The sequence below is a fragment of the Novosphingobium sp. SG707 genome (assembly GCF_012275515.1).
Taxonomy (GTDB): domain Bacteria; phylum Pseudomonadota; class Alphaproteobacteria; order Sphingomonadales; family Sphingomonadaceae; genus Novosphingobium.
In genome coordinates, this window is sequence record NZ_JAAZQL010000013.1 from 35,569 (window position 1) to 50,190 (window position 14,622).

The 14,622-nt window shown below is 63.4% G+C and carries 11 protein-coding genes; 4 read left to right on the forward strand and 7 right to left on the reverse strand.

The window, feature by feature from the left end; all coding sequences use genetic code 11:
* Nucleotides 1-212: 212 nt before the first annotated feature.
* Nucleotides 213-1,079 (forward strand): DMT family transporter, encoded by an 867-nt coding sequence (locus FHW92_RS23355; protein ID WP_168605698.1) that lies wholly within the window; start codon nucleotides 213-215, stop codon nucleotides 1,077-1,079.
* A gap of 66 nt (nucleotides 1,080-1,145) precedes the next feature.
* On the opposite strand, the gene FHW92_RS23360 is transcribed toward FHW92_RS23355, so the two are convergent.
* From FHW92_RS23360 to FHW92_RS23390, 7 genes are read right to left on the reverse strand one after another with little or no spacing between them, the layout of a single operon-like run.
* The gene (locus tag FHW92_RS23360; RefSeq protein WP_168605699.1) at nucleotides 1,146-2,354 is read right to left on the reverse strand and encodes an acetyl-CoA C-acetyltransferase; all 1,209 of its coding nucleotides are present in this window, start codon (nucleotides 2,352-2,354) and stop codon (nucleotides 1,146-1,148) included.
* Between the two features lie 19 nt (nucleotides 2,355-2,373).
* Complete coding sequence (locus tag FHW92_RS23365; RefSeq protein ID WP_168605700.1) at nucleotides 2,374-3,525, reverse strand: acyl-CoA dehydrogenase family protein; 1,152 nt, start codon at nucleotides 3,523-3,525, stop codon at nucleotides 2,374-2,376.
* A 32-nt stretch (nucleotides 3,526-3,557) separates the two neighbouring features.
* Nucleotides 3,558-4,382, reverse strand: coding sequence for a MaoC family dehydratase N-terminal domain-containing protein (locus FHW92_RS23370; RefSeq protein ID WP_168605701.1), 825 nt, complete (start codon nucleotides 4,380-4,382; stop codon nucleotides 3,558-3,560).
* On the reverse strand, nucleotides 4,379-5,587 hold the full coding sequence (locus tag FHW92_RS23375; protein WP_168605702.1) for a CoA transferase: 1,209 nt from the start codon (nucleotides 5,585-5,587) through the stop codon (nucleotides 4,379-4,381). The genes FHW92_RS23370 and FHW92_RS23375 overlap by 4 nt, the downstream gene beginning before the upstream one ends.
* The gene (locus FHW92_RS23380) at nucleotides 5,580-6,608 is read right to left on the reverse strand and encodes an NADP-dependent oxidoreductase (protein WP_168605703.1); all 1,029 of its coding nucleotides are present in this window, start codon (nucleotides 6,606-6,608) and stop codon (nucleotides 5,580-5,582) included. Before FHW92_RS23380 ends, FHW92_RS23375 begins: the two co-directional genes overlap by 8 nt.
* 3 nt (nucleotides 6,609-6,611) lie before the next feature.
* Complete coding sequence (locus FHW92_RS23385) at nucleotides 6,612-7,739, reverse strand: acyl-CoA dehydrogenase family protein (protein ID WP_168605704.1); 1,128 nt, start codon at nucleotides 7,737-7,739, stop codon at nucleotides 6,612-6,614.
* Between the two features lie 14 nt (nucleotides 7,740-7,753).
* Nucleotides 7,754-8,923 (reverse strand): acyl-CoA dehydrogenase family protein, encoded by a 1,170-nt coding sequence (locus tag FHW92_RS23390; RefSeq protein ID WP_168605705.1) that lies wholly within the window; start codon nucleotides 8,921-8,923, stop codon nucleotides 7,754-7,756.
* Between the two features lie 348 nt (nucleotides 8,924-9,271).
* Between FHW92_RS23390 and paaG the strand changes: the two genes are divergently transcribed.
* From paaG to FHW92_RS23405, 3 genes are all read left to right on the forward strand, one after another.
* Complete coding sequence (gene paaG / locus FHW92_RS23395; protein WP_168605706.1) at nucleotides 9,272-10,066, forward strand: 2-(1,2-epoxy-1,2-dihydrophenyl)acetyl-CoA isomerase PaaG; 795 nt, start codon at nucleotides 9,272-9,274, stop codon at nucleotides 10,064-10,066.
* A gap of 84 nt (nucleotides 10,067-10,150) precedes the next feature.
* Nucleotides 10,151-11,476 (forward strand): MFS transporter, encoded by a 1,326-nt coding sequence (locus tag FHW92_RS23400; RefSeq protein WP_349237745.1) that lies wholly within the window; start codon nucleotides 10,151-10,153, stop codon nucleotides 11,474-11,476.
* A gap of 207 nt (nucleotides 11,477-11,683) precedes the next feature.
* A complete protein-coding gene (locus tag FHW92_RS23405; RefSeq protein WP_246870389.1) occupies nucleotides 11,684-14,569 on the forward strand; it encodes a TonB-dependent receptor in 2,886 nt (961 codons plus the stop codon).
* Nucleotides 14,570-14,622 lie beyond the last annotated feature (53 nt).

Consider the following 14,622-nt stretch of genomic DNA (forward strand, 5'->3'; position numbering starts at 1 on the left):
TCTCTCCCGTCCTGATTCTGATCTGTGGACTTGTTGTTCCTGCGATAGACTCTGGCGCGCGCGAGGGCAAGATATTTTGCACTAAGGGTTACTTTTGATTTTGGCCGATGGGCGTTGGCGCAACAGGATTTGCGATGAAAACACTGGAATTCCGGCTTACTTATGGGCAAGATTCCTGTACTCTTGTGCAAATATCATAAAGGGATGGGATCATGGAGCAGCAGCACCCGCATATGGGCGCATCGGGATTGGCGGTGGCGCTGCTGGTCAATGTGCTGTTTGCGGCCAATGTCATCGCGATGAAGGTGGTGGTCGATGCCACCTCGCCGCTGTGGTCGATTGCGGCGCGCATGGGGGTGGTGGCGCTGGTCTGTGCGCCGTGGTTTCGTCTGCCGCGCGGGCGGGTGAAGGTGATTGCGGCCTATGGCGTGCTCAATGGCGGGCTGTTCCTGCTTTTGATGAATCTGGCGCTGCATTTGGCCACCAACGTCGGTGCGCTGGCGATTGTGGGACAGCTCAGCGTGCCTTTCTCGCTTTTGCTGGGCGCGATTGTGCTCAAGGAAAGGCTCTCGCCCGCGCGCGGGGTTGGGGTGGCGCTGGCGATTATCGGCGTGCTGGTGCTGGGCTTTGATCCGCGCATTGCCGGGGAATTGCCCGCCGTGCTGGTAATGGCGGGGGCGGCGATGGTTTGGGGCGGGGCGGCGCTGATCCAGCGGCGGCTGGGCGGGATCGGGGTGATGACCATTCAGGCGTGGAACGGGCTGATGGGGCTGGTCATGCTGGCGCCCTTTGCCGCGATGTTTGAGGCGGATAAATTCGGCCGCCTGTTCGCCATGCCCATGCCTGCTATGGGCTGGTTCGCCTTTACCAGCCTCGGTTCGACCGTGCTGGGGCAGGGGGCGCTGGCATGGCTGCTGCAACGCCATCCGATCAATGCGGTGATGCCGCTGATGCTGGCGGCGCCGGTGCTGGCGACCTGTTTTTCCGCGCTCTATTTCCATTCGCCGATCACGGCGATGATGGCGCTGGGCGGGGGGATCACGCTGGTGGGTGTGGCGATCATCGCCAAGGTAAAGTGAAATGGGGCAAAATGAAACCGGCCATCACGGGGAGAGCGTGATGGCCGGTTCGTTAAAGCGCGTTGTTCAGGCGCGCTCGAAAATGGCGGCAAGACCCTGACCGCCGCCGATGCACATGGTTTCGATGCCATAGCGGCCATTGCGCCGGTGCAGTTCGCGCATCAGATTGGCCAGAATGCGGCCCCCCGTGGCGCCGATCGGGTGGCCCAGCGAAATGCCCGAACCATTGACGTTGAGCATCTCGTTGCGGCTGTCATCCGCGCTCCAGCCCCAGCCTTTGAGACAGGCCAGAACCTGCGGGGCAAAGGCCTCGTTCAGCTCGACCAGATCGATATCGTTCCAGCCCATGCCGTTGCGGGCAAACAATTTCTCCACCGCCGGCACCGGCCCGATGCCCATGCGCGAAGGATCGCAGCCCGCTGCCGCCCAGCTATGGAACCAGCCGATAGGCTCCAGCCCCAGCTCGGCCAGCTTGTCCTCGGCCACGACCAGACAGGCCGCGCCCGCATCGTTCTGCTGGCTGGCATTGCCCGCCGTGACCACGCCATCCTTTTCGATCAGCGGCAGCTTGGCGAGCGATTCCGCCGTGGCGTCCTCGCGAATGCCCTCGTCGCGGGCAAAGATGATGGGATCGGCCCGGCGCTGGGGCACGGCGACGGGCACAAGCTCATCGTCGAACTTGCCCGCCGCCCATGCGGCCGTGGCGCGCTGATGGCTGAGCGCGGCATAGGCGTCGCATTCCTGACGGGTGATGCCATAGTCGCGGGCCAGATTGTTAGCCGTCTCGATCATGCCCGAGATCACGCCATAGCGCGCAATCGGCTGCGACATCACGCGCCCGCGCGTCAGACGGTCATGCATGGTGGTCGAGCCCGAACGCGCCCCCCAGCGATGGTCCATCGAGTAATATTCGACGTTGGACATGCTTTCCACGCCGCCCGCGATCACCACATCAGCCGCGCCCGTCTGGATACGCATCGCGGCATCAATCACAGCCTGAAGCCCCGAACCGCAGCGGCGATCCAGTTGCACGCCCGGAATGCTTTCCGGCAATCCGGCGGCCAGCGCCGACCAGCGCCCGATGCAGGGCGCCTCGCCATTGCCATAGCCTTGGGAAAAGACCACATCGTCGATGCGTTCGGGATCGAGTTTGGTGCGCTCCATCAACGCCTTGATGACAATGGCGCCCAGATCGCCCGCTGAGATGGATTTCAGCGACCCGCCATATTTGCCGACGGCGGTGCGGATGGGGGCGACAATCGCGGCTCTGCGCATGGTAAACTCTCCCTCCCGCTCAGGCCTGTTCGGCCTGACGGATCATCGCCTTGGCGATGATGGTTTGCTGGATCTGGCTGGTGCCTTCGTAAATGCGCAGCAGGCGCACATCGCGATAGAAGCGTTCGACCTTGTACTCGGCCATATAGCCCGCGCCGCCAAAGATCTGCACTGCGCGGTCGGCCACCCGGCCCACCGCTTCGCTGGCGTGATATTTGAGGGCGGAGCATTCAAGGCTGACCTTCTCGCCCGCATCGAACCGCGCCGCGACCGAATTCATCAGCGCCTCGGTGGTCAGCATATCGACCTTCATATCGGCCAGCAGCGCCTGCATCAGCTGGAAATTGGCGATGCGCTGGCCAAATTGCTTGCGCTCCATCGCATATTGCAAGGCCATGCCGATCAGCCGGTCGCACATGCCCAGCGCCACGGCGGCAATATGGATGCGGCCCCGGTCCAGCACCTTCATCGCGGTTTTAAAACCCATGCCCGGCACGCCGCCGATGATGGCGCTGGCGGGCACGATCACATCCTCAAGGATGACATCGGTGGTGACCGCGCCCTTCTGGCCCATCTTCTTGTCCGGCTTGCCCAGCGAAATGCCCGGCGTGTTGGCGGGCAGGATGAAGGCGGAAATGCCGCCTGCGCCCTTATTGTCCGGATCGGTGCGCGCCATCAGGGTAAAGACCGAGGCGCGCGGGGCGTTGGTGATATAGCGCTTGGTGCCGTTGATGCGGTAATGGTCGCCCTCGCGGATGGCGATGGTGCGCAAGGATGCCGCATCCGATCCGGCATCCGGCTCGGTCAGGCCAAAGCTGGCGATGGCCTCGCCGGTGGCGAATTTGGGCAGCCATTCGGCTTTCTGCTCGGGCGTTCCGTCCATGACGATGCCCTGGCTGCCGATGCCCACGGTCGTGCCGATCACGCTGCGAAACACGATCGAGGCGCGGGTCAGCTCGCGGATCAGGCCCGCTTCCTCGGCCATGGTGCAGCCAAGACCGCCAAATTCCTCGGGCACGGAAATGCCGAAAAGACCCATTTCGCGCATCTGGTCGATGATTTCGGCGGGGACAGCATCGGCCTCTTCCACCGCGTCTTCGGCCGGGATCAACCGTTCGTCGACAAAGCGGCGGACGGTGTCGCGCAGCATTTCAAAGGTTTCTGCGTCCACGGGTGAAACTCCTCATGGGTTGAAAGGGAAGCTCAATATTCGACGCCGGCCAGCATCGCGTCGGCCCCGTCCGCGCGGATTGCGGCCAGTTGGCCCGGCGCGGCCTCACGCAGGATGATGGGCGCGCCGCAGAACATCGGCGCCACCGCGCGAAAGGCATAGGCGTGCGGGCGCGGGCCATGGCGACAGGCATGGGCAAACAGGCGCGTGGCGGTAAACGGCCCATGCACGACAAGGCCCGGATAACCTTCCTCGCCCTGCGCATAGGGCAGGTCGTAATGGATGCGGTGGCTGTTGAAGGTGACGGCGGAAAAACGGAAGAGATCGACGCTGGTGGGGTTCCAGATCGCGTCCTCGGCAGCGGGCGGCACGTCGGTGGGGACCACCGCGGGCGTGGCCGCGCCCGCATCGCGATAGACGATGGTTTGCCGCTCGGTAACGCGGATCTGGCCCGCCTGTTCGATGGTGTGCTCGACCTGCAGCAGGATCAGGTCGCCGCTGCGCCCGGATTTGTATTGCAGGTCGCGGATGGTCGAGCGGCGGGTGGCGGGCTGGCCCAAGGTCAGCGCTGCGCCAAATTCCATCCGCCCCGCCGCGAACATGCGCCGGGGCAGGGAAATCGGCGGCATGAAGCCCCCGCGCTTGGGATGGCCATCCGGGCCGATCTGATCGGCCGCCGCGATGGGCAGGAAAAAGGCCCAATGGGCGAGCGAGGGCTGATGCGCCTCGACATCAAGGCTCTCGCCAATCGCGGCGGCAAAGCGGCGCAGCGCTTGCGGGTCCAGCACCTCATGGCGGACTTCCTCGCGCCCGATCCATGTGCGCCAATGCGCCAGATCGTCTTCGGCAATGCTCATGCCACCAGTCCTTCATCATGCAGCCGCCCGATGGCGCCGCCATCCAGCCCCAGAACCTGCGCCAAAACCTCATCGGTATGCTGGCCAAGTCGGGGTGCAGGGGCGAGGGGGCCGCGCGCTTCATCGGCCAATGTCGCGGCGGGGCCGGAGGCGGGATAGGTCAGGCCGCTGGGGTGGGTTAGCGATTGGAACAGCGGATTGGTGGTGAACAGGCGCGGGTCTTGGGTCACGGCCTGATGCAGGCTTTGATATTGGCCCCATGTCACGCCGCCCGCGTCAAAGGCGGGCTTCAACGCTTGCGCATCGCGCCGGGCAAAGGCGGCCTCGAACAGGGGGAAAAGCGCGGCGCGATGGGTGAAACGCGCGCCCTCGTCGCGGGCAAAGCTGACGCCCAGCGCGGCCTCAATGGCGCCCACCGCCTCGGACAGGTCCAGCACTTTGAGCAGGCCCGTCCATTGGCGCGGGGTAATGGCCACCACGATCAGGCGCTGTCCATCGGCGGTGACGAAATCGCGGCCAAAGGCGCCGAACAGATCATTGCCCATCCGGGGCCGGTCGCCGCCGGCCAGCACCTCGGCCACCTGGCCCAGATGCGAGAGGCTGCTGGCGGCAAGGTCGGACAAAGGCACGCGGATTTCCGCGCCCACGCCCGAAGCGCGCCGCCGCAACAGGGCCGAGGCCGCCGCAAAGGCCGCATAGGCCCCGCCCAGCAGATCCCATGCGGGCAGGACATGATTGACCGGACGGTCATCGTCCGCTGGCCCCGTCATCTGCGGCACGCCCACGGCGGCGTTGATCGTGTAATCCACCGCAGGCGAGCCATCGGCCCAGCCCATCACGCGCACGGTGATGATATCCTCGCGCCGGATCTTCAGCGCCTCGTGGCTCAGGAAACCCTTCACCGGATAATTGGTCAGGAACACGCCGCCCTGATCCCCCGGCGCGGTGGCCAGCGCCACAGCCAGTTCGCGCCCTTCCGGGCGGCCAAGGTCGAGCGCGATGCTCTTCTTGCCCTTGTTGAGGCCCTCCCAATAGAGGCTGGAGCCATCGGGGGCGAGCGGCCAGCGGCGATAGTCCGGCCCGCCGCCGATGGCGTCGAAACGGATCACTTCCGCGCCCATCTGCGCCATATGCAGCCCGGCGGAAGGCCCGGCGATAAAGGCCGCGCCCTCGACCACGCGCAGGCCTTTCAGCAGATCATACATGGGCCGGTTCCCCCAGCTTGACCAACGTGCGGCCCAGATTGTCGCCGCTGAAGAGACCGTTGAAGGCGGTCAGCGCGTTTTCGATGCCTTCATGCACCGTCTCGGCCTGACGGATCAGGCCCGCCTTGTGCCAGGCGATCATGTCGGACAGGAATTGCGGCTCCAGATCCTTGTGATCCAGCACGATGAAGCCCTCCATGCGGATGCTCTTGGTCATCAGCATGGTCAGGTTTTTGGGCACCGTGGGCGCATCGGTGACATTATATTGCGAGATCATGCCGCAGATAGCGAAGCGCGCATGCTTATTGGCCAGAGCTAGCGCAGCCTGAAGGTGATCGCCGCCGACATTCTCGAAATTGACGTCGATGCCCTTGGCGCCCAAGGCTTTCACCTCGCGAGCCAGCGCCTTGGTCAGGTTGGGTTCGGCCTTGTAATCAATCGCCGCATCGACGCCCACCGTGTCGAGCAGGAAGGCTTTTTTGCGCGCTCCGCCCGCTGCGCCAATGACCTTGCAGCCCTTGATCCGCGCGATCTGGCAGGCGATTGAACCCACCGCGCCCGATGCCGCCGAAACAAACACCACATCGCCTTCGCGCAAGGCGGCAATGCGGATCAGCCCGGCATAGGCGGTCAGGCCCGTCGATCCGGCAAAGCCCAGATAGGCGGAAGGGGGCAGGGCATGGCGGTCACGATGCTCCAGCACGGCGGCGGGGGCGTTTAACACCTCGCGCCAGCCAAGGCGGGAGAAGACCAGATCGCCGGGTTTGAAATCCGCGTGGTTCGAGGCGATAACCTCGCCAATCGCTGGCCCCTCCATCGGCGCGTCCAGCGCGAAGGGCGGGACGTAACTGCGCGCATCGCTCATCCGCCCGCGCATGGCCGGATCGACCGCCATGAACAGGTTGCGCACCTGCACCTCGCCGGGGGCGGGGGGCGGCACGTCGCGCGCGACAAGCGCAAAATCCTGGGCCACCGGCGCTCCAACGGGTCGGCGGATGAGGTGAATCTCTCGCGATTGCATCGTTCAATATCCGTTGAGGCGCGCCCAGCGTTCGCGGTGGAAAGAGGAGGAACCATAGGCCTGTTCGGCCACGCGGGACCGTTTGAGATAGAGGCCCGCGTCATGCTCATGTGTCATGCCGATGCCGCCGTGCAACTGCACCATTTCGCATGTGATGCGATGGGCGGTTTCATTGGCCATCGCCTTGGCCAGCGAGGCGAGCGAGGACAATTGCGGATCATCGGCGTCAATCGCGGCCAGCGCAGCCTCAACCGCCGAACGGGTCAATTGCAATTCCCCGAACATCTCCGAGGCGCGATGCTGCAGCGCCTGAAACGATCCGATCAATTGTCCGAACTGGACGCGGGTTTTGAGATAATCCAGCGTGGTTTCAAACGCCTGCGTGGCAAGGCCGAGCAATTCGGCAGCCTGTCCCACATAGGCGCGGTCGAGGATGGCGGACAGGAGGGCATTGCCATAGCCCAGAACCGCATCATCGGCCAGCACTACGCCGTCAAAGCGCAGCAAGGCCGGGCGGCGCGCGTCGATCTGGTCGAGCGGTTCGCGGGTCAAACCGGCGGCATCGGCGGGGGCGAGGAACAGCATGGTGCCGTCCTCCCCGCAGGCGGCCGCGATGAACAGGTCCGCCCCCATGCCATCGGCCACCGGGCGTTTGACGCCATCGAGACGCCAGCCATTCGCAACCCGCGTGGCGGTCAGTGCGAGGGCCTCCGGCGCATGATGCGCCCCTTCGTCCACCGCCAGCGCGCCGATAATCGAACCATCGGCCAGACCCGGCAGCCATGCGCTTTGCTGCGCAGCATTTCCGCCAAGGCGCAAAGCGCTGACCGCAATCATCGCGCTGCTGAGCAAAGGCAGGGGCGAGAGCGTGCGCGCCAATTCCTCCAGCACGAAGCCGAGGCTGAAAGCGCCGAAATCGCTGCCGCCATGCGCCTCGGGGACGAGGATGCCGCTCCAGCCCATGGCCGCCGCTTCGCCATAGGCGTCGGCGTCAAAGCCGGTGGTGGCGTCCTTGCGTCCGCCGCCGCTGTGGTCATACAGGCCCCGCGCCACGCTCACCGGCATCCGGTCGCGGACCCATTGCGACACCATGTCTTTGAGCATGGTCTGTTCTTCGTTCAACACGGCCATCGCGCGCGTCCCCCTCAGCGATCCGGCAGGCCGAGCGAGCGCTTGGCCGTGATGTTGTTCTGGATTTCGTAGCTGCCGCCATAGATCGAGAAGGCTTTGGAATGCAGCAGCGCGCGGGTGGCCTCGCGCGCATCGGCCGGATAGGCATCGCCCGACCAGCCAAGGCCATCGGCCCCCAGCACCTCGACCAGCAATTCGGCGCGGCGCTGGACAATGCCCGACCACAGGTTTTTCAGCGTCGAGACGCCATTGCCGGGGCCGCCGTTGCGCGCCTCCTCGTTAAACCTGCGCACGGTTTGCAGATAGGCCGTATGGCGCATGGCATTATGGACAATGCGCGCGCGCGCATCCACATCCGCAATCCGCCCCTCCTCATCCGTACCCAGCATCGCATGGGCGATGGGGGCCAGCGGGGTCACATCGGTCTTGACCTCGGACAGGCTGGAGCGTTCAAATTGCAGCAGGCGCTTGGCGATGTTCCAGCCCTGATTGACCGCGCCGACCAGATTGCCCTTGGGCACTTTCACATCGTTGAAGAAAACTTCGCAGAAATGGGTCGATCCGCTGATGAGGACAATCGGACGCGCCTCGACGCCGGGCGATTTCATGTCGATCAACAGGAAGCTGATGCCGCCATGTTTGACGCTGGTGTCGGTGCGCACAAGGGCAAAGCACCAGTCGGCCTGATCGGCGCCCGAGGTCCAGATCTTCTGGCCCGACACCACCCAATGGTCGCCCGCATCGACGCATTTCATTTGCAGCGAGGCAAGGTCGGATCCCGCGCCCGGCTCGGAAAAACCCTGACACCAGCGCAGTTCATGGGTGGAAATGCGGGGCAGATGTTGCAGCCGTTGCTCCTCCGTCCCGAATTCCAGCAGCGTCGGGCCCAGCATCATCGTGCCATAGGAACGGATCGGGTTGAACGCGCCGATGGCGGACAATTCCTGCGCGATGATCTTGGCCTGCGCGGGTGAAAGTCCGGCCCCGCCATAGGCTTTATCCCATGTCGGCGTGCCCCAGCCTTTGTCGGCCATCGCTTTGCGCCAGGCCTGAAAATCCTTGCTGGCGGCGGCGGCATGGGCATCACCCTGAAAGATCAGCCCGTTCACGCCTGTCAGTGCCGGCGGGAAGTTGGCGGATAGCCAATCGCGGACCTCCTGTCTGAATTGCTGGTCTTCCATCATCCCGCCCGGTTTTTGTTGTGAATCTGTTTCGGGGCCGGTCGCGGCCGGCTCTGCTTCGATGTTGATCTGTAAGCGATGCGGAGACGCTAGGCTAGTGATATTTTGCATTGCAGGGCAGAATTGAGATAAAATTTTCATTCATCGCCGGGGCGAAATCTGCGCCTTTGGTAAGGTTTCAGGGCGGGAGCTTTTGGATTCTAGTGTCATAAAATAATGAAATATAGTCATATAATTGATATGCGAATGCCGCCGATTGACAGCTTCATGGAATAACGTAACTGTACCGTAGTGCAATTTTGATGGGGCGCACACAAAGTGGCGCGCCCGATTCCAAAGAGGCTGCCTTTCATGAGCGATTCCCAAACCTGCGTCCTCTTTGCCCTGGAGGATGGCATCGCACGCATCGTCCTCAACCGCCCGGATCAGTTGAATGCGATTACGGTGGGGATGCATCAAAGGCTGGCCGAAATTCTCGACGAGATCGAGGCCTGCGCGGATCTCCGGGTGGTTCTGCTGACCGGGGCGGGGCGCGGCTTTTGCGCGGGGCAGGATCTGGGTGAAAGGCCGGTCGAACAGGAAGGGCCGCTTGATCTGGGTGAGAGCATCGAGCAGCGCTATAATCCGTTGATCCGGCGTCTGGCGCGTTTGCCGGTGCCGCTCGTCTGCGCGGTCAATGGTGTGGCGGCGGGGGCGGGGGCGGCGCTGGCGTTGATGGGCGATATGGTGATCGCCGCGCAATCGGCCAGCTTTATCCTTTCCTTCGCCAGGATCGGTCTGATGCCTGATTGCGGAATGAGCTGGCTGCTGCCCCGCCTGATCGGCCAGCCTCGCGCGCTGGGCATGGCGATGACGGGCGAGCGCATCACCGCCGCCCGCGCGCAGGAATGGGGCATGATCTGGCAATGCGCGCCCGACGAGGATTTTATCGAGCATGTCGACGCGCTGGTCTCCTCGCTGGCCGCCGCGCCGACGCAGGGGATCATGGCCGCGCGTGATGCGATTCGGCAAAGCTGGGCCCGCGATTTCGACGCCCAGCTCGACATTGAGCGCGATGGCCAGCGCCGCCTTGGCCATACCCAGGACTACCGCGAGGGCGTCAGCGCCTTTCGCCAAAAACGCCGCCCACAGTTTCGCGGCTGTTGATCTGCGTTAAACGTTGACCTGATTTAAAAATTGCACGAAGGTGCATTTATTGTGCCGTCCATAAGGCCTCATGGGAGAGTTTTCGTGTCTGACGCAAATGTGGCCGAAGGCCCGATCTATCCGCGCGCGCCCATGGCATGGTTGACGGTGGCGATCCTTTTCGTGCTGTATATCCGCTCGCTGGCGGACCGCTATCTGATGGCGCTGATGGTCGAACCGATCAAGCAGGGTCTCCACCTTTCCGACACGCAATTCAGCCTGCTGCAGGGTCCGGCCTTCGCGGTTTTCTACTGCCTCTGCGCCATTCCGGTGGGGCTGATGCTGGATCGTTACAGCCGCCGCTGGGTGCTGTTCTTCTGCATCCTGCTGTGGAGCGCGGGGGCGGGGGCTTGCGGCTTTGCCGGGGCCTTTGGCCTATTGATGGCCTCGCGGGCGCTCGTCGGCGCGGGTGAGGCGGGCTATACCACCGGCGCCTATTCGATCATCGGCGACAGTTTCCCGCCCTCGCGCTTGTCGCTGGCCATGGCGGTGTTTGTCATGGGCGGGGTGATGGGGGCGGGCATCGTCTTTCTGTTGGGCGGGCCGCTGGTCGGCTTTGTGCTGGAAGGCGGCATTTCGCACTGGCCGATGATGGGTCATTTCGCTCCTTGGCAGCAGGCCTTTGTCATCACCGGCATTCCGGGCATGGCCTTCGCCTTCCTCGTCTTCCTTTTCCCCGAACCGCCCCGCCGCCAGCAGGCCGCCGTCTCCGCGCTCGAAGGCTATCGCGAGGCTTGGCGCTTCATCATGACCTATCCGCGCTGTTTCAGCGGCATCATCTTCGGCATCGGCTTCGTCTATACCGTCACCATCGCGCTGCAGATCTGGAGCCCGACCTTCCTCACCCGAGTCCATGGCTGGAAACCGGGCCAGATCGGACTGGCGATGGGCGTGGCGCAATTGCTCGCCGCGCTCAGCCTGCCGGTGCATGGTTGGGTGGTGGATCGGTTGTATAATGCTGGCTATCGCGATGCGCATCTGCGCTGGTGCCTGATCACGCTGGTGCTGGCTGGGCCGCTGGCAGTGGCGGCCTATCTGGTCAGCAATCCCTATGCCACGGTTGTGCTGTTCGGCCTTTATATGACCTGCATTCATTCGACCTCGTCGATGGGCCCCGCCTCGGTGCAACTTGTCACGCCTACTGCCTTGCGCGGCCGGGTGACGGCGATTTTCGTGCTGATGACCGGGTTGATCGGCATGGCGCTGGGCACGTTCCTTGTCGGCTTTGTTACCGACAAAGTGTTGGGCGACCCGGCCAAAGTCGGGCTTTCGATGGTGGCTCTGGTGGTGTCCGGCCTGATTCTCGCAGCGGGATTTTTTGCCCATGGCTGTGCAGGCGTGCGCCGTTTGCTGGCCGCGCGGGCGGAGTAAACCGGGGGGCTGTGTAAATATCTCCCGATTTCATGGGGCTGGCGCGCGTTGTGATATTTATCCGTCAGCCTCGATGATTGTGCATAGGGATGCAAATTTGCATTGACTGGCAAAATTCTCCGGCCTACAAATTCTGCAACATAGGGCAAAAAGCGAGGCGTTGGACTTCGCGGGCTTTTATGGGAGGTTGGGATGCGAATTCATACCATGTCCGTATTGTTGGCCGGGACGGCGCTGGCCGCCGCGTTTCCGGGGGCCGCCAGCGCCGCCGATGAACCCAAAGCCGCCGACATCATCGTCACCGCCACGCGCATCGTGCGCGACGGCTATACCGCGCCCACGCCGGTGACGGTCGCCTCGGCCGAAGAACTGGCCAAGGCCACGCCGACCAATATTCCCGATGCGCTCAACAAACTGCCCAATTTCCAGAACTCGTTGGGGCCGGGCAAGTCGGCGAACAATTTCTCGGCCATTCCGATCCATGGCAATATCCTCAACCTGCGCGGTCTGGGCACGCCCACGGCCAACCCCAAGGGGCCGCTGCGTACCCTTATCATGGTCGATGGCGTGCGCGTGGCGCCCACCGAATATATCGGCACCATCGACACCAACGTCATCCCCAACCTGCTGGTTCAGCGCGTGGACGTGGTGACGGGCGGCGCTTCGGCGGCGTGGGGTTCGGACGCGGTGGCGGGCGTCGTCAACTTCGTGCTCGACAAGAAGTTCGTGGGCCTGAAGGGCAATCTTCAGGCGGGCACATCACAGCGCGGCGACAATAACAACCAGCGCATCGGTCTGGCCTTTGGCACCAAATTCGCGGGCGACCGCGGCCATCTGCTGCTCTCGGCTGAATATTACAACAATGACGGCATGCTGCGCGATGCGCGCAAGGCGGGCCAGAACGGCTATGCCTGGGTCGGATCGACGCCGGGCTGCGTCAACACCACGTCTGATGCCACCGCCTGTTCGCCGGGCGGCTCGCTCAACCCGTACAAGCAGGCCGGCAATGTACTGATTTCCTCGGCCTCGACCTATGGCAAGCTCTATAATGGCGCTACGCCGCTGGGCACCAAGCTGAATGCCGACGGCACGGTCTCACCCTTCAACACCGGCACGGCCACGGGCAGCGCGGGCATCCAGATCGGCGGGGATGGCTATACGATCCCGGCGCATACCACCGCGATCGCGCCCTCCAAGACCTATCAGAACTTTGGCCGCCTCAGCTTCGATTTCAGCGACAATTTCAGCGCCTTCACGCAGATGATCTATTCGCGCACCGAAATTGCCTATGACGCAATGGCCAACACGCTGGTCCAGGGCAGCCCGACCGCGACGATCTATGCGGGCAATCCCTATATTCCTGCCTCGCTGGCCTCGACGGTGGCGACCAACGGTTCGGTGGGCATTGCGGCCTATTATTCGGACAATCAGACCAGGGTGCGCGAAACCACCGATTTCATCCAGTCGACCTCGGGCATCGAGGGCAAGTTTGGCGGGTGGAAGGTCAAGGCCGATTACACCCATTCGGAATCGACCCATAACATGACCCAGTCGGGTCTGTGGGACTGGAAGAAGTTCTTTGCTGGAGTCGATGTCGTCTCGGTGGGCGGTACGCCCACTTGCCGCGTGCTGACCGATCCGACGGTCGCCGCGCAATATGCCGGGTGTCAACCGATCAACCTGTTTGCAGGCAATCCGGCCGTGTCCAGCCCGGCGGGCTATGCCTATGCCACGGGCACCTCGCAATATCGCGCGCGCTTCAAGCATGACTCGATCACCGCCAGCATCAGCGGCAGCCCCTTCAGCCTGCCCGCAGGCCCGGTCGACATCGTGGTGGGCGGCGAATATCGCAAACAGAGCATGACGCTGACCAGCAATGCCGATCCGGCCAATCTGGACACGGCGGCCAAGAAGGCGGCCTATTTCGCAGGGCTGCGCGGGGTGCAATCGGCCTCGCTCTATTACTGGCTGACCAATGTGGGCACGGCCAATGGCTCGATGGATGTCAAGGAAGCCTTTGGCGAAATCGCGGTGCCGCTGCTGAAAGACGCGCCGCTGGCCCAGCAGCTCAGCCTGAACGGCGCGGTGCGTGTGACCGATTATTCGACCTCGGGCACGGTGACGACATGGAAGGCGGGCGGCACCTGGAAGCCGGTCAGCGACTTCCTGCTGCGCGCCACCTATTCGCGCGATATCCGCGCGCCCAACCTTTATGAACTCTATCGCGGCGACACCAGCGGCATCGGCATCGTGCTCGACCCGGTCACGGGGCTGAACCAGAACGCATCGACCGTATCGGGCGGTAACCCCAAGCTGAAGCCCGAAGTGGCCAAGACGCTGACCATCGGCGGCGTGTTCACCCCCAGCTTCCTGCCGGGCTTCAGCATGTCGGTCGACTTTTACAAGATCGACATGACCGGCGCCATCGACGCGCTGACCGCGCAGCAGATCCTCAATATCTGCGGCACGGCGGGCACGGCGCCGGAATGTTCGCTGATCTCGCGGCCCAATTCGACCTCGTTCCCCTCGATGGTGCGGATCACGGAATCGAACATCTCTTTCCTGAAGACGCAGGGCGTGGATATTGACGCCAGCTATCGCCGTCAGGTCGGCAAGGGCGCGCTGGGTATCCGCCTCTATGCCAACTATCTGGGCCAGTTCGACACCCAGCTCTATGCCGGACAGCCGGTGGTGCATTATGCCGGGGCCAATGTGGTGGGTTCTAACCCCGTGTCCTATCCGCGCTGGCGCGGGTCGCTCTCGGTCGATTACACGGTCGGGCCGATCGGCATCAACATTGCCGAACAGTATATCGGCTCGATGAACCGCTTCCTCAATGCGTCAGCGCCCAATCTGTCGAACTTTGTCGGTGGTTCGGTGCCCGCCTATATGTACACCGACCTTTCGGTGCGGGCGCGCATTCCCCATGGTGCGGGCGGCTATTTCGAAGTGTTCGGCACGGTCAACAACCTGTTCGACACCGATCCGCCGATTATTCCGGGCATCACGCCGGGCGTCAATCTGGCTACCAATATCTCGACCTATGACATGATCGGCCGCGCCTTTACGGCGGGGGTCCGCTTCAAGTTCTAAGGTCTGCCTGAAGGAAACTGTCCGGCCGCGTTCATCATCGGATGGCGTGGCCG